The organism is Nonomuraea sp. NPDC050022, from assembly GCF_044460705.1.
GTDB lineage: Bacteria > Actinomycetota > Actinomycetes > Streptosporangiales > Streptosporangiaceae > Nonomuraea.
This window is the reverse complement of the sequence record NZ_JBITKE010000001.1, coordinates 1,371,710-1,391,319: the sequence shown is the minus strand read 5'-3', so window position 1 is coordinate 1,391,319 and position 19,610 is coordinate 1,371,710. Positions and strand designations below refer to the sequence as shown.

Genomic DNA, 19,610 nt, shown 5'->3' with positions numbered 1-19,610 from the left:
TCAGGCCTCGCCCTCGGTCTTGGTCTCGGCGGGAGCGGCGGGGGCGGCCTCGACGGGAGCGGCCTCGGCCGTCTCCTCCTTCTTGCGAGCCTTCTTCGGCGTGGTGGCGGCCGTGCCGGTGTCGCCACCGGACAGGGTCTCCTTGGCCGCGGCCTCGTAGAGGGCGTGACGGTCGGGCGCCGGCTCGGCGACTTTCATCGGCGCAGGGGCGGCCTCGCCCTTGAACTTCTGCCAGTCACCGGTCAGCTTGAGCAGCTTGAGCACCGGCTCGGTCGGCTGCGCGCCGACACCGAGCCAGTAGGCCGCGCGCTCGGCGTTGACCTCGATGCGCGAAGGGTCTTCCTTCGGGTGGTACAGGCCGATCTCTTCGATCGCCCGGCCGTCACGCTTGGTGCGGCTGTCGGCGACGACGATGCGGTACTGAGGGCTACGGATCATGCCGAGCCGCTTGAGCTTGATCTTGACTGCCACTGGTGTGGTCTCTCCTGCATTCGAGCGTGGGTGAACGGCATCACATCGAGTGGGGCACGATGGGAGTCCGCTCCAGGGACAGGCATGACCGGCGGGAGATGAGAGGGCACCCACCTGGCCACGATGTTCCAACATGTCATTGTGCCAGACGCACAGGACTGCGCACGACCCGCAGGCGCGGGTCGCCGCACTCGTAAACCCGGAATATCCAGAAAAGTTGCTACTTCTGGCCCGGGAGATTGAACTTGCTGGGGTCGAAGCCCGGCGGCAGCTCCATGCCCGGAGGCAGCTTCCCGCCCAGGTTGCCCAGCAGACCACCCTTGGCCGGCTGCTGCGGCTCGGCCGGAGCCGAGTCGCCCTTGCCCAGAGCGGCCTTGCGCGGGTCGCCGCTCACGCGCCGCCCCTTCTTGGTCTTCTTCTGGGCCTTGGCCGCCTTGCCCCGGCCGCCCGGCATGCCGGGGATGCCCATGCCCCCCGCCATCTTCTTCATCATCTTCTGGGCGTCGAAGAACCGCGTCACCAGGTTGTTGACGGCGCTCACCGTCACACCGGAGCCGGCGGCGATGCGGGCCCGGCGGGAGCCGTTGATGATCTTCGGGTCCTGGCGCTCGCCCGGCGTCATCGAGCGGATGATGGCCGCGATGCGGTCGAGGTCGCGGTCGTCGATGGAGTTGAGCTGGTCGCGCATCTGCCCCATGCCGGGCATCATGCCGAGCAGGTTCTTGATCGGGCCCATCTTCTGGACCATCATCATCTGCTCGAGGAAGTCCTCGAGCGTGAAGTTCTCGCCCGAGGTGAGCTTGCCCGCCATCTTGGCGGCCTGCTCCTCGTCGAAGGTCTTCTGGGCCTGCTCGATCAGGGTGAGGATGTCACCCATGTCGAGGATGCGGGAGGCCATCCGGTCGGGGTGGAAGGCGTCGAAGTCCTCGAGCTTCTCACCGGTCGAGGCGAACATGATCGGCCGGCCGGTGATGTGCCTGACCGACAGCGCGGCACCGCCGCGGGCGTCGCCGTCGAGCTTGGTGAGCACCACCCCGTCGAAGCCGACGCCCTCCATGAACGCCTGGGCCGTGGTCACGGCGTCCTGGCCGATCATGGCGTCGACCACGAACAGGACCTCGTCGGGCGAGACCGCGTCGCGGATGTCGGCGGCCTGCCGCATCATCTCCTGGTCGATGCCCAGACGGCCGGCGGTGTCGATGATGACGACGTCGTGCTGCGCGCGCTTGGCCTCGTCGATCGACCGGCGGGCGACCCCGATCGGGTCGCCGACGCCGCTGCCGGGCTCGGGCGCGTAGACGGCCACCTGCGCGCGCTCGCCCACGACCTGGAGCTGCTGCACGGCGTTGGGGCGCTGGAGGTCCGCGGCGACGAGCATGGGCGCGTGGCCCTGCTCGCGCAGCCACTTGGCGAGCTTGCCCGCCAGGGTGGTCTTACCGGCGCCCTGCAGGCCCGCGAGCATGATGACGGTCGGCGGCGTCTTGGCGTAGCGGAGCCGGCGCGTCTCGCCGCCAAGGATCTCGATCAGCTCGTCGTTGACGATCTTGACGACCTGCTGCGCCGGGTTGAGCGCCTGGGAGACCTCGATGCCGCGGGCGCGCTCCTTGACCTGGGCGACGAACGCCTTGACCACCGGCAGCGCGACATCGGCCTCGAGCAGCGCGATGCGGATCTCGCGGGTGGTGGCGTCGATGTCGGCCTCAGACAGCCGACCCTTGGAGCGGAGGGAGGAGAAGACCGATGTCAGCCGGTCGGAAAGCGTCTCGAACACGTGGTAGGCCAGTCCTCGAAGCGAATGTTGGTCTAATGGTTCAGCCTATCCGCTCCGGCAGCCCTTCCAGCCTGGCTCGGCCATCCGGTCTGTCAGCATGCCCCAGACGGCGACATCCCGGACGGCGGCCTGCCAGGTAGCAGGCGAGGTCAGCTACCGCTCCAGCCCGGCACCGCCATCCGGACCGTCAGCGCGTGTTCGACCAGGTTGATGAGCGCGCTCTTGACCGAGTCCTTCGACCGGGCGTCCAGTCGCACCAGCGGGATGTGCGGCGCCAGTGTGAGAGCGTCGCGCACCTCCGCGTCGCTGTGCGGGTATGACCCATCCCACCCGTTCACGCCCACGACGAACGGCAGCTGCGCCTCTTCGAAGTAGTCGATCGCGGGGAAGCTGTCGGCCAGCCGCCGCGTGTCCACCAGCACCACCGCGCCGATCGCACCACGCACCAGGTCATCCCACATGAACCAGAACCGGTGCTGTCCGGGCGTGCCGAACAGGTAGAGGATCAGGTCACGGTCGAGCGAGACCCGGCCGAAGTCCATCGCCACGGTCGTGGTGGACTTCAGCGGCGTCATACCGAGGTCGTCGATGCCCGCCGAAGCGTCCGTCATGACGGCCTCGGTCGTCAGCGGCATGATCTCCGACACCGCGCCGACGAACGTCGTCTTGCCCACCCCGAACCCTCCGGCCACCACGATCTTCGTCGAGGTGAGGCCGGGGCTAGAGCCTGCGAAGTCCACTGAGCACCCTTTCGAGCAGGTTTACGTCTGGCCGTCCGGACTCCAGCGCTGGCTGGTGTACGCGTACCAGACCTTCGGCCGCCATGTCGGCGATCAGCACGCGCACCACGCCGAGCGGGATCCGCAACAGGGCCGACACCTCGGCCACCGACCGGACCTGCCGGCAGAGCTGGCTGATCGCCTGATACTCCGGCGTGATGTGGGAGAACTCCCGGTGCTCGGCCGTCGCGGACGAGACCAGGGCCTCCATCGCCAGCTTGACCCGGGGCGCGGTCCGTCCTCCCGTCACGGCGTAAGGACGGACCGGCGACGCGGGATCTGAGCTCAGCTGCGGCTGGGGTTGCGGATGGGGATCCCAGCCACCGCTGTTCCACCTTGGGTCCGTCACCTACATCACCTGGTCTGGCTGGCGCGCAGCTCGGCGCGCACCGCCGGAGTAAGTACCTGACCGGCACGATCGACCATAAGCGTCATTTGGTACGCGACAAGGCCCATGTCGCAGTCGGGCGCCGCCAGCACGGCCAGGCAGGAGCCGTCGCTGATCGACATGATCAGCATCAGCCCGCGTTGCATCTCGACGATGGTCTGGTTGACCGCGCCGCCCTCGAAGACCCTGGCCGCTCCCTGCGTCAGGCTCACCAGGCCGGACGCGATCGCGGCCAGTTGATCAGCCCGGTCCACGGGGAAGCCCGACGATGCCGCCAGCGGCAGACCGTCGGACGAGACAACGACCGCGTGGGCGACACCTGGAACGGTACTGACGAAGTCGGTTATCAACCAGTCGACTCCGCGTGCCGCGTGGCTCAGGTCGTTCATACGCCCTCCTCCCTGCTATCAACGGGCCTCGAGCCGGCGGGGTACGCCTTGCCCTCGCTGATGTCGTCACGTGCCGCGCGGAAGCCCTGCTGGAAGCTGGACAGGCGGCTGCGGACACGATCGGGCGAGACAGAGGGCATCGGGGCGACCCCCTTCGGCGCCGAGGCGGTGTCGGCGGAACCCGGCACGAGGTTGGCCTTGGGCACCCGCTTGGGCAGCCCGGCGGCCGTCGAGCCGTCACGTACCGGCTCGACCGCGGCCGCCGCGGCGTTCCAACCGGCATCCGCCTTGGAGGAACCCCAGTTCGCGCCGCTTTCACCACCGTGCTCGAACCAGGCCGACTCCACCGAAGCGAAGATCGGCAGGTACTCGTCACCCGACGAGGGCGGGTTGACCACCGGGATGGGGCCGGTCGCGGCCGACTCCGTCTCCGGGAAGTCGTACCTCGGCCTGGGCGGCAGGCTCTGCTCCACCGGCCGGTTGCCGAAGCTCCAGTCCTGTGGCGGCTGGAACGGCGGCTGGTCGCCGGTGGGCCGCTTGGGCAGGCCGTTGTCGCCGCCCCAGCCGCCACCGCCGCCACCACCCTGGCCTCGCGACGGCACCCAGACGTCGGCGGTGTCGTAACCGCCGCTGCTGGCGCGCGGGTCGGAGGGCCAGCCGTTGACGTCGGACGGCCACTGAGGCATGGACGGCCAGGCGCCCGCGCCCGCACCGGCGGGCTCCGGGTTGGACGGGTAGGACGGGTGTCCCGGGCCCATCTGATAGCCGCCGCCCTGCCACTGCGGAGGCGCGGGGGGCGCGGCCGTGGGAGCGGGAGCCGCGTAGGTCTCCTCGCGCACGGGCATGCCGCCCTGCGTCCCGGCGTAGGCCGGGGACTGGCTGCCGAGCAGGCTCTCGGGCACCAGCACCATGGCGGTCAGACCGCCGGAGCCGTGCGGGCGCAGCTGTACGCGGACGCCGTGGCGGTGCGCCAGTCGGGCGACCACGAACAGGCCCATGCGGCGCGACACCGAGACGTCCACGATGGGCGCGTCGGTGAGGCGGTCGTTGGCCGCGGCCAGTTCGTCCTGGGTCATGCCGATGCCGGAGTCGGTGATCGACAGCATCACGCCACCGCCATCGATCCGGCTGCCGGAGACCGTCACGCGGGTCTCGCGGGGCGAGAACGACAGCGCGTTCTCCACCAGCTCGGCCAGCAGGTGGATGACGTCGTTGACGGCCTGACCCGCGACGGACACGCCGTCGGGCACCTGCAGCACGACCCGCTCGTAGTTCTCGACCTCCGACAGCGAGGCGCGGGCCACGTCGACCAGCTTGACCGGCTGGCTCCAGCGGCGCGGCGGGTCCTGACCGGCCAAGACCAGCAGGTTCTCGCTGTTACGGCGCATACGGGTGGCCAGGTGGTCCAGCTTGAACAGGTTCGCCAACCGGCTCTCGTCCTGCTCGCCCTGCTCCAGCCCGTCGATGAGGGTGATCTGCCGCTCGACCAGCGTCTGGCTTCGGCGAGACAGGTTGACGAACATCGCGTTGACGTTGCTACGGAGTCGGGACTCCTCGCCCGCCAGCCGTACCGCTTCCCGGTGTACCTCGTCGAACGCCCGCGCGACTTCACCGATCTCGTCCTGGGACATGACGCCGATCGGCTCGACCTCCATCGGGCCGCTCGCCTCGGACTCGCGCAGCTGCTGGACCGTCTCCGGCAGGCGGCGGCTGGCGATGAACAGCGCCTCCCTGCGCAGCCGGCGCAGCGGGCCGCTGAGCGAGCGCGCCATGAACGAGGTGATCACCAGCACCAGGATCAACAGGATGGCGATCGCGATCGCGATGATCATCGCACCCTGCTGCTCCTGGCCCTGCAGGGTGCGGCTGCGCAGCAGGATCGAGTCGGAGACCTGCTGTTCGATCTTGCGCATGCCGTCGATGGCCTTGCCCACGGCCTTGAGCCATTCATCGCCGTCGCGCTGGAGGCCGACCTCAGGGTCGACCAGCTGCGCCCCCGAGTCCTGCAGGAACAGGGCGCGGGCCTGGATCAGCTCGGACTTGTCGACGGCCGAACCACTGACGACGTCGTCGTACGCCTGGCGGATGTTCAGCGGCACCTGGGCCCTGAACGTCGCCAGCTCGCTGTTGCGCTGGGCGCGCGCGGCGATGAAGGAGTCGAGCTCGTCCTTGCTGAATCGCCTGGCGGCCAGCGCGGCCACCAGGAGCGCGCGCTGGGTGGAGAGGAACTGCTTGGCCCTGGACAGAGCGGCGAAGCCGGAGACGCTGTCGGCGAGCTCCTTGTCAGCGGCACCCAGGTCGATGTTGTCGTTGAGCCCGATGAAGTCGGAGATGCTCCGGTCATACAGCTCGATGACGGAGCCGACGTTCAGTTGCGAGTCCACCGCGGTCTTGCGTGACTGGTCGAGCTCGATCAGACGGTTCTTGATGCGGATGGCCTGCGCGCGCTGGGGGCTGTCAGAAGCGGCGAGCGCGTCGACCGGGCCACGTACGCTGTCGCGAAGCTTGTTGACCGTGCTGTATTGGGCGTCGACGTCGGCCTTGCCACTGCTCCTGCGCCCGAGGGCGACGAAGCTGGCGGTGAGGTCGCGTTCGAGCTCGACCTCGTGGGCGAGCGCGGTCAGCTGGCTCGCCAGAACGGCGACCTCGTTGACCTTCTCGTACTCGGTGGCGCTGCTGATCGAGGTGGCTACGCGGAAGCCGCCCAGGACCAGGGCCGCCAAGGTGGGAATGACAACCAGAACGAGCAGCTTCGAGCGCACGCGCCAGTTGCGCAGCGCGAGGCCGCCCGTCTTCTTCGCACGCCCGGCCCGTGCTTTGGGCTTTGACTTGGCGTGAAGTGCCGCAGGAGCGGGCGCTTCAGCAGTTAAGCCGGGATCCCCACCTGCTGGGGGGAATGCGTTCCTCACTGGCCTCCGCAACCTCTCCTCTGATGGTCTGGTGCAAGAGGATCACGTCATGCATTGTGTTTGCCGTGTGACGCCGACGCACCCATGGGGCGAGAGCTTATTTGAGCACAACAACAGGAGATCGGCCAATACCGCAAAGGTCGCAGTCAACCCATCTCTTCGCAGAACATGCCAAACCCGGACAAATGCCACATCCTCCTGGTGGATGCCGGGCTGCCACCTCCTTGATTCGGACAATCATCCCAAACGTACATTGTGATCATCATTTCCGTATATATATTGGTAATTTCCAGAATCGGGGGACCATGCGCAAGAGTTAGCTGCGCTAGGGTGCGACCGTCGTCGATCACCCCCCGTTCGAAGGAGACGCGACATGAGGTTCGGTGCACTAGGGCGCACCGCCCTGATTGGACTTGTGGCCACCCTTGTCATTACGGGGTGTTCCAGCTCAGATAGCAAGACCGGAGGCGCCTCGAATGCCAACGGTCTTGAGAAGACAGACCTCCTGATCGGCGAGTACCCCGGGGCGGACGCCGCCCCGCTGTTCATCGCGATCGAGCGCGGCTTCTTCAAGGAGCAGGGCCTCAATGTCAAGACGGAGGCCATCCAGGCTCCGCAGGCCGTACTGCCCAAGCTCGCCAACGGCAGCATGGACGTGGTGCTGGGCAGCTACGCCACCATCTTGTCCATCCAGTCCCAGGGGCTGGAGAAGTTCAAGTACATCGCGGACTCCTACCAGGGAGCTGCGGGGGCCTTCGGCGTGATGGTGTCGAAGAACTCGCCCATCAAGAGCGTCGGTGACCTCAAGGGCAAGAAGATCGGCGTCAACGCGCTCGTCGGCCTGGGTGTTCTCACCATGAACCCCCACCTCAAGATCGCCGGACTCGACCCCACCAAGGACGTCAAGTACGTCGTCGTGCCGAGCACCGACTGGCTCAAGTCGCTGAAGAGCGGTGCCGTGGACGCCGTCTGGATGACCGACCCGTACGTCAGCCAGGCCAAGAACCAAGACGGCGCGACGATGCTGCTCGACACGATGTCCGGCCCCACGGACAGCCTGCCGATCACGGGCTGGGCGGCCACGGAGAAGTGGATCGGCAAGAACCCCAAGACGATGGCCGCCTTCCAGCGGGCGATGGCGAAGGCGCAGAACGTCGCCGCCACCGACCGCAGCGCCGTGACGAAGATCCTGCCGACCTTCACCCAGATCCCGGCCGCGACCGCTGCCACGATCAACCTGGGCAACTACCCGACCTCACTGAACGCCCAGCGCATTCAGCGGGTGGCTGACCTGATGGCCGAGTACGGCTTCATCAAGAACAAGATCGACGTCTCCTCGATGATCGTTACGTCGCAGGGATGACCGCTGCCACAACACTGACGCGGGGCGGGCGTACCACGCTCGCCCGCGCCAGGGTCGGAAAGCTCATCCGCCACGCCATCGGCGTGGCGGTTTTTCTGCTTGTCTGGGAGCTCGCCAGCAGGACCGGCCTGGTCGAATGGCTGCCCCCGGCCTCTACCTGCCTGGCCAGAGTGGTCGGCCTGGCGTTCGACCCCGAATATCTCGCCGACCTGAGCTCCACGATGCTCGCCGCCGTCATCGGCCTGCCGCTGGCCATCCTGCTGGCCGTCCCCGTAGGGCTGCTTCTTGGGACCGTTCCCGTCGTGGAGGAGATGACCCGGGCGATCGTCGAGTTCCTGCGTCCCATCCCCTCGGTGGCGCTGATCCCGCTGGCGTTGTTCCTGTTCCAGCCCGACATCAACGCCAAGGTCGCGCTCATCGTCTACGCCGCGTCCTGGCCGATCCTCATCAACACGCTCTACGGCGTGCGCGACGTCGACCCGCTGGCCGCGGAGACGCTGCGCTCCTTCAGCTTCGGCTCCGCGGCCGTCGTCTGGCGGGTGTCGCTGCCGAGCGCCGCGCCGTTCATCTTCACCGGCATCCGGCTGGCCGCCTCGATCACGCTCATCCTGGCCATCAGCGTGGAGTACGTCGTCGGCGGCGCCGGCGGGATCGGCGCCTTCCTCATCCAGGCGAGCACCGCCCTGGACGATTCGGCGATGGTCGACGTGATCGCCGTGCTGGTGTGGTCGGGCGCCATCGGACTGGTCGTCAACACCCTGCTGCTGCGTGCCGAGCGGCGGCTGTTCAAGTGGCGGAACGCATGATCAAAACCCTGGTCAAACGGCTCTGGCTGGTGCCGGTGGCCCTCGTCGCGTGGGAGCTGATCACCAGGGCGGTGGACGACCCCTTCATGCCCCGCCCCACGGTCATCGTGGCGCGCATGTACGAGATGTGGTTCTCCGGGCCCCTCATCCTCACCGACGAGGCGGTGGACAACTTCGTCCCCAGCATCATCAGGCTGGTCGGCTCGTGGAGCGTGGCCGTGGCCCTCGGGATAGCACTCGGTGTCGCGATCGGCAGGACCGCCTGGCTGTCCGACTACATCGACCCGCTGGTGGAGTTCGCCCGGGCCGTGCCGCCACCTGTGATGTTCCCCGTGTTCCTGGTGCTCTTCACCATGGGCACGCAGGTCCAGGTGGCGACGATCGTCTTCGGCGTCATCTGGCCGATCCTGCTGAATTCAATCGATGGCGCGCGTAACGTGGATCGTCTCCAGATTGAGACCGCAACCGTCTTCGGCGTCCCGGCGAGCCTGCGCCTGGTCCGGATCATCCTGCCCGCCGCCTCACCGAAGATCTTCGCTGGTCTGCGGCTGAGCGTCTCGCTGGCGCTGATCCTCATGATCGTCTCCGAGCTCAAAGGCGCCACCGACGGCATCGGTTACCTGCTGGCCAGCGCGAGCGACCGCTCCGACATGCCGGCTCTCTGGGGAGGAGTGGTCGTGCTCGGAGTGCTCGGTTACGTACTCAACACCCTGTTCCTCATGGTCGAACGCCGGATGCTCACGTGGCACCGTGGCGCTCGCCGTACCGCGTAGGAGGCGGATGTGACTGACCTGTTGCTGAAGAACGTGCGTATTGTTACGCACGACCGAGACGAACCGGTCGTCGCGGACATCGCCGTGACCGGCGGGCGCATCGAGCAGGTGGAAGCCGGCCTGTCCGCCGAGGGCGTCGAGGAGGTGCTCGACGGCGACGGGAAGCTGGCCTTCCCGGGCGTCGTGGACGCCCACCAGCATTGGGGCATCTACAACCCGCTGCCCGAGGACACCGCCTCGGAGAGCATGGCCAGCGCCCAGGGCGGCGTCACCACGGCGCTCACCTACATGCGGACCGGCCAGTACTACCTCAACAGAGGCGGTTCGTACGCGGAGTTCTTCCCCGAGGTGCGCAGGCAGGCCGAGGGACAGGCCTACATCGACTACGGCTTCCACCTCGCGCCCATGTCGAGCACGCACATCGGCGAGCTGCCCGACCTGGTGGAGAAGTTCGGGGTCTCGTCGTTCAAGATCTTCATGTTCTACGGCGGCCACGGGCTGCACGGGCGCTCGGCCGACCAGAGCAAGTTCCTGATGCTGCCCGAGGGCGAGCGCTACGACTACGGGCACTTCGAGTTCGTGATGCGTGGAGTGCAGGAGGCCCGCGAACGCTTCCCGCACCTGGCCGACGAGATCTCACTGTCGCTACATTGTGAGACCGCCGAGATCATGACCGCCTACACCAAGCTGGTGGAGGAGGCCGGCGACCTCAGCGGCCTGGCCGCCTACAGCGCCTCCCGGCCGCCGCACTCCGAGGGGCTGGCGGTCTTCATCGCCTCCTATCTCGCCCACGAGACCGGCCTGGCCAACATCAACCTGCTCCACCTGTCCTCGCGCAAGGCACTCGACGCGGCCGTGCGGATGGCCAAGACCTTCCCGCACATCGACTTCCGCCGCGAGGTCACGATCGGGCATCTTCTCGCCGACATCGAGACGGCCAACGGGATCGGCGCCAAGGTGAACCCGCCCATCAGGCCGCGCGAGGATGTCGAGGCGCTGTGGGAGTACGTGCTCGACGGCACCGTCGACTGGGTGGTCAGCGACCACGCCTGCTGCCGGGAGGAGCTCAAGTTCGGCGCTCAGGCCGACGACGTGTTCCTGGCCAAGGCCGGGTTCGGCGGCGCCGAATACCTGCTGCCCGGCCTGATCACCGAGGGCCGCCGCCGCGGCCTGTCCTACGGGCGCATCGCCGCCCTCACCTCCTGGAACCCCGCCCGCAGGTACGGCCTGCGGAGCAAGGGCACCATCGCGCCCGGCTTCGACGCCGACTTCTGCCTGGTCGACACCGGCAGCACGTGGACCGTCCGGGCCGCCGAGTCGGAGTCGACGCAGGAGTACACCCCATTCGAGGGCTTCGAGCTGAGCGCGAAGGTCACCGACACGTTCGTCAGAGGCAACCACGTCCTCGACGCGGGCAAGATCGTGGGTCGTCCGATGGGCCAGTACATCTCCCGGCCGCTGGGCTGAAAGGAAACCCCTTGCTTGAGATAGACAACCTCACGCACGTCTACGGCGAGGGCCCGACACGGCACCACGCCATCGACGGCCTGAACCTGAGCGTCGCCGAGGGCGAGCTGCTGTGCATCGTCGGGCCCTCCGGGTGCGGCAAGTCGACGCTCCTGCGCTCCATCGCGGGCCTGATCAAGCCCACGGGCGGCGCCATCAAGGTCCAGGGCGAGCTGGTCCGCCAGACGCCCGCCAACCTGGCCGTCGTCTTCCAGGACTACAGCCGGTCACTGTTCCCGTGGATGTCGGTGGCCGACAACGTCGCGCTGCCGCTGCGTCGCAAGGACATGACCAAGCAGCAGCGCCGCGAGGCGGCGCACGAGGCGCTGGAGTCGGTGGGGCTGGCGGAGGCCGGTCGCAAGTATCCGTTCCAGCTGTCGGGCGGCATGCAGCAGCGGGTGTCGATCGCCCGCGCGCTGGCCTACCGGCCGGCGCTGATGCTCATGGACGAGCCGTTCGGCTCGGTCGACGCGCAGACGCGTGAGGACCTCGAAGACCTCGTGCTGAAGGTACGCGGGCACCACCAGATGACGATCGTGCTCATCACGCACGACATCGACGAGAGCGTGTACGTGGGTGACCGGGTCGTCGTGCTGTCCAAGGCGCCCGCGCACGTCGTGGGCGACCTGAAGGTGGAGCTGCCCAGTCCCCGTGACCAGATCAGCTCCCGCGAGCACCCGGACTTCGTCCACCTGCGTGCCGAGGTGGGGCGTCTGGTGCGCGGCGTGGCCTCCGTCTGAGCGCGTCTCTGTACGCCCTCAGACCGAGCGCGTCTCTGTAAGACGCGTCCGTCTGAGGGCGCACCCATAACTGGAACACAGGCCGAACCACCAGTGCCGCCGGGCGTCCAGCCCGGCGGCACTGGTGCAGAGGAAGTCAGGCCGGAGTGTGGGAGTGGCGGGTCAGGGCGTGTTCGACCAGCGTGATCAGCGTGCCCTTCACCGAGTCCCTGACTCGGGCGTCCAGGCGGACGATCGGGGTGTGCGGGTTGAGTGACAACGCCTCCCGGATCTCCTCCTGCTGGTGCTGGAAGTTGCCGTCCCAGCCGTTGATGCCGATGACGAAGGGGAGTTTGGCCTCTTCGAAGTAGTCGATCGCGGGGAAGCTGTCAGCCAGCCGCCGCGTGTCCACCAGCACCACCGCGCCGATCGCACCACGCACCAGGTCATCCCACATGAACCAGAACCGGTGCTGTCCGGGCGTACCGAACAGATAGAGGATCAGGTCACGGTCGAGCGAGACCCGGCCGAAGTCCATCGCCACGGTCGTGGTCGTCTTGTTGGGCGTGAGAGAGACGTCGTCGACACCCGCCGACGCGTCCGTCATCACCGCCTCCGTGGTGAGCGGCAGAATCTCCGAGACCGCACCCACGAACGTCGTCTTGCCCACGCCGAAGCCGCCGGCCACGACGATCTTCGTCGAGGTTAGGCCGGGGCTAGAGCCTGCGAAGTCCACTGAGCACCCTTTCGAGCAAGTTGAGGTCCGGCTTTCCCGCGTCCAGCGCAGGCTGGTGCACGCGGATCAGGCCCTCCGACGCCATGTCGGCGATCAGCACCCGGACCACCCCAAGAGGCTGCCGTAAAAGGGCGGAGATCTCGGCAACCGACCTGACGTTCCGGGTTAGCTGAATGATCGCCTGATACTCCGGACTTAATAGTGAAATGTCTTTATATTCCGAGGTCACGGAGGACACGAGGGCCTCCATGGCGAACTTCATCCGTGGGGCCGTGCGGCCCCCTGTCACGGCATATGGCCGGACAAGGGAGCTCGGCTTCTGCGGACGCGGCGCCGACGGATGCGGCGGAGTGCTATCACCAGCCCAACCCTGACCTGACATCATGTTCTTCTCCTGTCACCGTCCCACTAACGCGGGCGGGACGCCTGCAGCTCGGCGCGCACGGCCGGGGTGAGCACCTGGCCCGCCCGCTCCACGAGCAGCGTCATCTGGTACGCGACCAGGCCCATGTCACAATCGGGCGCGGCGAGCACAGCGAGGCAGGAGCCATCGCTGATGGACATGATCATCAGGAGTCCGCGCTGCATCTCGATGACGGTCTGGGTGACCATACCGCCTTCGAACACACGAGCCGCGCCCTGCGTCAGGCTGATCACACCCGAGGCGACCGCGGCCAGCTGGTCGGCCCGGTCCTTGGGAAAACCCTCGGAGAAAGCCAGCGGCAAGCCGTCGGACGACACCACCACGGTGTGCGCGACTCCAGGCACGTTATTGACGAAATCGGTGATCAGCCAGCTGATGCCACGCGCTCCCTGGCTCAGTTCTCTCATTGCTCCTCCTCATTGTCTTCTCCGCGGGTGAACGCGCGGCCTTGCCGTACCCCCTGCTGGAAGCTGGACAGCCGGCTCCGCAATCGATCGGGAGAGATCTGTGGCGCCGGTGACGTCGCCTGCGGCTCGGCCAGGCTGGCCGTACCGGGAACCAGGTTGGCCTTCGGCACGCGCCGCGGCAGGCCAGAGGCCGTCGTGCCGCCCATCGCCGGCTCGGCGGCGGCCTGCGCGGCCTGCCAGCCGGTGTCGGCGGGCGAGGACCACGTCGAGCCCGCGCCGGACTGGCCCGGCACGCGTTGCGGCAGCGAGGGCTTGTCCGACGTCCCGGCGGAGGCGGCAGACGCGGCGACCGGCGGAGGCGCGGCGGGCGCGGGAGGCACGGGTAGCTGAGCGTAAGGCTGGGCATAGGGCTGCGCGGCGGGCTGCTGCGGGAGCTGGCCGATCGGCGGCACGGCCGGTATGCCCCCGATCTGCGTCTCCTCCTGCGCGGAGATCTCGGAGTACTGCTCCGGCTCCGGCTTGATCGGCTCGGGCTCCGGCTCCGGCCTGCGGAACCAGTCGGAGCCGACCGAGGAGAAGATCGGCAGGAAGTCGTCGCTCTGCTCCAGCGGCGAGTTGTTGCGCACCGCCGGGAGCGGGCCGGTCAAGTCCTTGGAGGAGTACTCGCCGGGACCGAAGGGGTTGAAGGCGCCGCGGCCGTTGTGCGTGAAGGGCTCGACGGGCGGGATCGGCGAGTCGGCGAACGACGGCCAGCGCTGCTCCTCGAACCCGTACGCCGGCCGCGGCTCGGCGTCGAACGGCTTGGGCAGCTCGACGAACGGCGACCTGGGCGGCAGCTCCTCGGCCGAGCCGAAGGACGGCCAGCGCGTCTCCTCCGAGGACGAAGGCGGGGGCGGCTCCGTGGCGAAGGACGGCCAGCGCGGCTCGTCCTGCGCCGGAGGCGGCGGCTCGGTGGCGAAGGAGGGCCAGCGCTGCTCGTCCTGCCGCGGCGCCTCCTCGGCAAAGGAGGGCCAGCGCTGCTCGCCCGGGGCGGCGGCCGCGGGCGGCTCCTCGGCGAACGACGGCCAGCGCTGCTCGTCGGGCTGCTGCCTCGGCGGCTGCTCCTCGCCGAACGGCGGCCAGTTGCCGCCACCGCCCGGCACGGGCAGCGTGCCCGGCCACTGCGTGTCGACCGGCGCGTCGTCGCGGATGTCGGGGGTGTCGATAGTGCCCTGGGGCGCGGCGTAGACGCCCGAGCCGTTCGTCGAGGACGGCTCCAGCTGGCTCGGGTCGAAGTTGGTGAAGGCTTCGTACTGGCCGCGCTGCTGGGGCACCCCGCCGGTGGCACCGCCACCGAGGAGCATGTCGGGCAGCATGACGAGCGCGGCCAGGCCGCCCGCGTCCCGCATCCCGAGCTGGACCCTGATGCCGTGGCGCAGCGCCAGGCGGCCGACCACGAACAGGCCCATGCGGCGCGAGACGGCCACGTCGACCACCGGCGGGTTGGCCAGCCGCCAGTTGGCCTCGGCCAGCTCGTCGGCCGACATGCCGATGCCCAGGTCGGTGATCGTCACCTGGACGCCGCCCTCGATGGGCGAGCTGGTGACCTGGACCTTGCTCTCGCGCGGGGAGAAGGAGATGGCGTTCTCGATCAGCTCGGCGAGCAGGTGCACGGCGTCGGTGACGGCCGGGCCGGCGACCTCGATGCCGGACGGGATCTGGATCTGGACCCGTTCGTAGTTCTCGACCTCGGACAGCGAGGCGCGGGCGATGTCGACCAGCGGCACCGGCTCGCTCCACTTGCGGGCGGCCTCCTGGCCGGCGAGGACCAGGAGGTTCTCGCTGTTGCGGCGCATGCGGGTGGCGAGGTGGTCCAGCCGGAACAGGTTCGCCAGCCGGTTCTCGTCCTCCTCACCCTGCTCCAGGCCCTCGATGAGCTGCAGCTGCCGCTCGACGAGCGTCTGGCTGCGCCGGGAGAGGTTGACGAACATCGAGTTGACGTTGGCGCGCAGCTTGGCCTCGTCACCGGCCAGCCTGATCGCCTCGCGGTGGACCTCGTCGAAGGCCCGGGCCACTTCCCCGATCTCGTCGCGGGTGTTGACGCCGACGGAGGGTACGTCGGGCACCTCGGCGCTGTCCCCGGACTCGCGCAGCAGGCGGACGGTCTCGGGCAGCCGGGTGGTGGCCACCTGGAGCGCCTCGGCGCGCAGCCGGCGCAGCGGGCGGACCAGCGAACCGGCCACCCGGGTGGTGATCACCAGGACGAGGAGCAGCAGGACCAGGATGGTCGCGCCGGAGATGATGGCGTTGCGCTGCTCGGTGTCGCTCAGGTCCCGGGTGGTGGCCACGATCCTGGTGGTCAGGCCGTCCTCGACCTTGCGCATGGCGTTGGCGGACAGCGAGGTGCTCTCGTACCAGAGCTGGAGGTCACGGCGAGTCGTGATGTCCAGGTCCCTGATGGTCTTGAACTCGCGCAGCTGGGCCAGGGCCCGCTGGCGCATCGCGTCCGCGCGGTCGATCTGCGGGCCGCGCACGCCCTTCTTGTACGCCAGGAGGTCCGCACGGGTGGCTTCCTGCTCGAAGGCGGTCAGCTGCAGTTGCTGACTGTTCCAGGAACCGAGGAAGTCGGACAGGTCGTCATAGTCCAGCCGCCGCTCGATCAGCGCCACGACGAGGATGCCCTGCTGGCGCAGCACCTGTTCCCTGGTCTGGTCGAGGGCGGCCAGCGCGGCCACGTCGCCCTGGAGGGCGTCGTCGCTGATGCCGTCGCCCAGGTCGTTCTGGAGGCGCTCGAGGACCTCGATCAGGGAGGAATAGGTGCGGATGGCGGCTCGGGGCGGCACGCTCGCCTCACCCGCGATCGACCTGCGCAGGCCATCGAGTCCGGTCAGCCACCGGCGGATCTCCACGACCTCCTGCTGGACGCGGGTGGTGTGGGTGGCGTCGATGGACGTGGTGGCGGCGAGCACGCGCTGCTTGGCCGCGTCGGACGCCTCGCGCTGGGTCTTGAGCTGGCTCAGGCGGATGGGACGCCGGCGGTCGGCCATGTACCACGCGGTGAGCGTGCGTTCCTTGGCGAGCTCGTGCGACAGCGCGGAGGCGCGCTGGACCAGCTCGGCGACCTGGGTCAGCCGGCGGTACTCGGCGCTGGTGCCGATGGCGTTCGCGAGCTGGACGCCGGCGAGGAGCACACCCACGATCGTGGGGATGAGGATCAGCGCCACCAGCCTGGAGCGCACGCGCCAGTTCGCCAGCCGGAACCGTCCGCCTGTGTACTCCCCGGACCTGGTGTGCCTGGGGTTATCCGTCCTCACTGACTCTCGCAACCTCTCGCCGTTACGTGCTCGAAAATCTGACACGCTTGGGGCGCATGGGATTTCTGCGGGCTGGGTAATTGGAACACAACCCGTACCAGACGGCCAACCGTACATATCCCATCAAATACGACCAAACGTGCCCACAAGGTCGCATTTCGCCGCGCGCGTTTTCAGGCGGGCCGAAAGGAGTCTCGCTCCACCGGCGCCGCGTGCTTGACCATCAGGTGACGGGTCACCGAATACTCCTGCACCGCCTCCTGGCTCATGTCCTTGCCGAAACCACTGCCCTTGACCCCGCCGTGCGGGGCCTCGCTGGCTATCGGCAGGTGGTCGTTGATCCAGGTCACACCCACATCGAGGCGGTGCGAGACCCGCATCGCCCTGGCAACGTCTCGTGACCACACGGACGAGGCCAGACCGTAACGCGTGTCGTTGGCCAGCGTGACCGCCTCGTCCTCGGTGTCGAACGGCAGGACCACGAGGACGGGACCGAATAGCTCTCCCTGGACGATATCGCTGTTCTGTGACACTTCGTTAACAAGTGTCGGAAGGTAGTAGAAGCCGGGTCCGTCGACCGGCGCGCCGCCGTGCACGACGCGCCCGCCGGAGCCGGCGACGAAGCCGTGCACCCGGTCGCGGTGGGCCGCCGAGATCAGCGGGCCGACGTCGGTGGCGGGGTCCCACGGGTCGCCCACGGTGATGCCGGCGAGCGTCTGCCTGATGGCCTCCACCGCGTCGTCGTAGACCGGCCGGGCCACGTAGACGCGGGTGGCGGCGGTGCAGTCCTGGCCGGTGTTGTAGGTGGCGCCCATGGCCACGCCGCGGGCCGTCTCCTCCAGGTCGGCGTCCTCGAAGACCAGCGCGGGCGCCTTGCCGCCGAGCTCCAGGTGCACCCGCTTGAGCGTCTTGGCGGCGCCGCTCATGACGGCTCGGCCGGTCTCCGTCGAGCCGGTGACGCTGACCATGTCCACGCCCGGATCGGTGACCAGCGCCTCCCCCACCTCGGCGTCGCCGGTGACCACCCGTACCAGGCCGGCCGGCGCGCCCGCCTGGGCGAACAGCTCGGCCAGGCGCAGCGTGGCGCGGGGCGTCGGCGGGGCGGGCTTGATGACCACCGCGTTGCCCGCGGCGACGGCCGGGCCGAGCTTCCACACGGCCATCACGAACGGGAAGTTCCACGGCGCGATCGAGCCCACCACGCCGACCGGGCGGCGCAGCATGACCGAGGTGTAGCCGCGGCTGAACACCCCGGCGCCCGACCCTTCGAGCGAGCGCGCGGCCCCGGCGAAGAAGCGCAGGTTGTCGGCCGCGAACGGCAGCTCGCCGTCCCTGAAGACGGCCGCGGGCTTGCCCGTCTCCTCGACCTCCAGCCGGGTCAGCTCCTCGGCGTCGGCCTCGACCAGGTCGGCCAGCCGCAGCAGCACCCGGGCCCGCTCGGCCGGGGTGGCCTGCGACCACTCCTCGAAGGCGGCGCGCGCCGCCCCCACGGCCCGCGTCACGTCCTCGACGGGGGTGTCGGGGATCTTGTCGAAGACGAGCCCCGTCGCGGGGTTGATCAGCTCACGCATCGGACGGCTGCCCCAGCTCCTCGATGAGGTCGGCGGCCTTGCGCAGCCCGTCGAGGCCGCGGATCCGCTCACCCTCGGCGGCCAGCCGGGCGCGCAGCTGCTCGTCGCCGAGCAGGCGGTCGAGGGCGCCCGTCAGCTCCTCGTCGGTGAAGGCGTAGGTCGACAGCCGGACGCCGTAGCCGAGCTCGTCCACGCGCTGGGCGTTGTCGTACTGGTCCCAGAACAGCGGCAGCAGGATCATCGGCTTGCCGAAGTGCAACGCCTCGGTGGTGGTGTTGTTGCCGCCGTGCGTGATGACCAGGTCGCAGAGCGGGATGATCTTCGTCTGCGGCAGGAACTCGGCGCCCCACATGTTGTCGGCCAGCTTGATCTCCTCGTGCAGCGGGCCCTTGGAGACGATGAACTGGTGCGGGGTGGTGGCCAGCACGTCGATCACCCGCTGCATCAGCTCCACGTCGGAGGAGCCGAGCGAGCCGAGCGAGAAGTAGACCAGCGCGCCGCCGGTGCGCTGGAAGGGCAACTGGAAGTCCTCCTCGGTCTCGCGTACCGAGGAGTCGAGGCGGTGCCAGGTGGGGCCGAGCGGGCGGGCGTCGGTGTAGTCGAGGAGCTCCGGGAACACGTAGAGGTTCAGGTCGCCCTCGTGGATGAAGTCGAGGTCGGGCAGCGGCTCGGTGCCCTGCTCGACGCACCACTCGTTGAAGGCGTTCCAGATCTCGCGGTGCGTACGGTCGTACTCGGCGCGGAAGGCGTCCCACTCCGTGCGGTGGTCGGCGGGCAGACCCGAGAACACCGGAGCGACGTCGTCGCCACGCACCTCCAGCGGGTTGCAGGACACGATGCGGACGAACTTCTTGCCGGTCGTGAGCAGCGCGGGGAAGGTGATGACGTTGTCCTCGACGATGACGTCCGGCTGGACCCGTTCGATGATCGCCTTGAGCTGCGGCTCGCAGTACTTGGCGCCCTCGATGAGGGAGTCCCAGATGGGCTTGGTCACCGTTTCGAGCTGCTCCAGCGTGCTCTTGCGGTATTCCGGGGCGGTCTCGCGGATGAAGTCCTTCCAGAACTGCCCCGCGTCCTGCTCCTCGTCGCCCTCGGCCGGCGGCGCCAGGTCGACGAGGTCCTCCTCGAAGCCGAGCGCTTCGAGCTTGCCCTTCCACGAGGCCTCGGCGGCGAAGACGACGCGGTGACCGCGGCGACGGAGAATGTCGCCGATGCCGATGCTGTTGTTCGTGGGCCCGTAGGCGCTTTCCGGCATGAACAGGATGGTGAGGGACATCACGCGCTCCGAGGTGGCATCAATTTGAA

Annotated in this window: 17 protein-coding genes; 5 read left to right on the top strand and 12 right to left on the bottom strand. The window is 68.6% G+C overall.

Annotated elements, in window-relative coordinates:
- The 6 genes from rpsP to ACIBO2_RS06080 all read right to left on the bottom strand — a co-directional run bounded on the left by rpsP (position 1) and on the right by ACIBO2_RS06080 (position 6,521).
- Entirely contained in the window at positions 1-471 is a 471-nt protein-coding gene (gene rpsP / locus ACIBO2_RS06105; RefSeq protein WP_358553728.1) for a 30S ribosomal protein S16, read from the bottom strand.
- A 220-nt stretch (positions 472-691) separates the two neighbouring features.
- Positions 692-2,242: a signal recognition particle protein gene (gene ffh / locus ACIBO2_RS06100; protein WP_225290502.1), complete on the bottom strand. Its 1,551-nt coding sequence runs from the start codon at positions 2,240-2,242 to the stop codon at positions 692-694.
- A 149-nt stretch (positions 2,243-2,391) separates the two neighbouring features.
- Positions 2,392-2,982 (bottom strand): ATP/GTP-binding protein, encoded by a 591-nt coding sequence (locus ACIBO2_RS06095; RefSeq protein WP_214641567.1) that lies wholly within the window; start codon positions 2,980-2,982, stop codon positions 2,392-2,394.
- Positions 2,963-3,310 (bottom strand): DUF742 domain-containing protein, encoded by a 348-nt coding sequence (locus ACIBO2_RS06090; protein ID WP_214641717.1) that lies wholly within the window; start codon positions 3,308-3,310, stop codon positions 2,963-2,965. Before ACIBO2_RS06090 ends, ACIBO2_RS06095 begins: the two co-directional genes overlap by 20 nt.
- 65 nt (positions 3,311-3,375) lie before the next feature.
- A complete protein-coding gene (locus ACIBO2_RS06085) occupies positions 3,376-3,798 on the bottom strand; it encodes a roadblock/LC7 domain-containing protein (protein ID WP_214641568.1) in 423 nt (140 codons plus the stop codon).
- Complete coding sequence (locus ACIBO2_RS06080; protein WP_397295613.1) at positions 3,795-6,521, bottom strand: nitrate- and nitrite sensing domain-containing protein; 2,727 nt, start codon at positions 6,519-6,521, stop codon at positions 3,795-3,797. Before ACIBO2_RS06080 ends, ACIBO2_RS06085 begins: the two co-directional genes overlap by 4 nt.
- A gap of 559 nt (positions 6,522-7,080) precedes the next feature.
- Between ACIBO2_RS06080 and ACIBO2_RS06075 the strand changes: the two genes are divergently transcribed.
- The 5 genes from ACIBO2_RS06075 to ACIBO2_RS06055 are packed head-to-tail and all read left to right on the top strand — an operon-like array spanning position 7,081 to position 11,895.
- Entirely contained in the window at positions 7,081-8,070 is a 990-nt protein-coding gene (locus ACIBO2_RS06075) for an ABC transporter substrate-binding protein (RefSeq protein ID WP_358191450.1), read from the top strand.
- Entirely contained in the window at positions 8,067-8,876 is an 810-nt protein-coding gene (locus ACIBO2_RS06070; protein ID WP_358537543.1) for an ABC transporter permease subunit, read from the top strand. Before ACIBO2_RS06075 ends, ACIBO2_RS06070 begins: the two co-directional genes overlap by 4 nt.
- A complete protein-coding gene (locus ACIBO2_RS06065) occupies positions 8,873-9,649 on the top strand; it encodes an ABC transporter permease (protein WP_357942928.1) in 777 nt (258 codons plus the stop codon). The genes ACIBO2_RS06070 and ACIBO2_RS06065 overlap by 4 nt, the downstream gene beginning before the upstream one ends.
- A 9-nt stretch (positions 9,650-9,658) precedes the next feature.
- Complete coding sequence (locus ACIBO2_RS06060; RefSeq protein ID WP_397295610.1) at positions 9,659-11,116, top strand: dihydroorotase family protein; 1,458 nt, start codon at positions 9,659-9,661, stop codon at positions 11,114-11,116.
- A gap of 11 nt (positions 11,117-11,127) precedes the next feature.
- Positions 11,128-11,895 (top strand): ABC transporter ATP-binding protein, encoded by a 768-nt coding sequence (locus tag ACIBO2_RS06055; RefSeq protein WP_357942924.1) that lies wholly within the window; start codon positions 11,128-11,130, stop codon positions 11,893-11,895.
- Positions 11,896-12,031: 136 nt separating this feature from the next.
- On the opposite strand, the gene ACIBO2_RS06050 is transcribed toward ACIBO2_RS06055, so the two are convergent.
- From ACIBO2_RS06050 to ACIBO2_RS06025, 6 genes are all read right to left on the bottom strand, one after another.
- Complete coding sequence (locus tag ACIBO2_RS06050; RefSeq protein WP_357646440.1) at positions 12,032-12,610, bottom strand: ATP/GTP-binding protein; 579 nt, start codon at positions 12,608-12,610, stop codon at positions 12,032-12,034.
- Positions 12,591-12,992 carry a DUF742 domain-containing protein gene (locus ACIBO2_RS06045; protein ID WP_225290601.1) on the bottom strand — a complete coding sequence of 134 codons (402 nt, stop codon included), beginning with the start codon at positions 12,990-12,992 and terminating at the stop codon, positions 12,591-12,593. The genes ACIBO2_RS06050 and ACIBO2_RS06045 overlap by 20 nt, the downstream gene beginning before the upstream one ends.
- 26 nt (positions 12,993-13,018) lie before the next feature.
- Positions 13,019-13,441, bottom strand: a complete 423-nt coding sequence (locus ACIBO2_RS06040; protein ID WP_246650111.1) for a roadblock/LC7 domain-containing protein — start codon at positions 13,439-13,441, stop codon at positions 13,019-13,021.
- Complete coding sequence (locus ACIBO2_RS06035) at positions 13,438-16,734, bottom strand: nitrate- and nitrite sensing domain-containing protein (RefSeq protein WP_358537537.1); 3,297 nt, start codon at positions 16,732-16,734, stop codon at positions 13,438-13,440. The genes ACIBO2_RS06040 and ACIBO2_RS06035 overlap by 4 nt, the downstream gene beginning before the upstream one ends.
- Before the next feature lie 173 nt (positions 16,735-16,907).
- Positions 16,908-18,305, bottom strand: coding sequence for an aminobutyraldehyde dehydrogenase (locus ACIBO2_RS06030; protein WP_397295607.1), 1,398 nt, complete (start codon positions 18,303-18,305; stop codon positions 16,908-16,910).
- Positions 18,298-19,581, bottom strand: coding sequence for a glycosyltransferase (locus ACIBO2_RS06025; protein WP_397295605.1), 1,284 nt, complete (start codon positions 19,579-19,581; stop codon positions 18,298-18,300). Before ACIBO2_RS06025 ends, ACIBO2_RS06030 begins: the two co-directional genes overlap by 8 nt.
- Between the last annotated feature and the right edge of the window lie 29 nt (positions 19,582-19,610).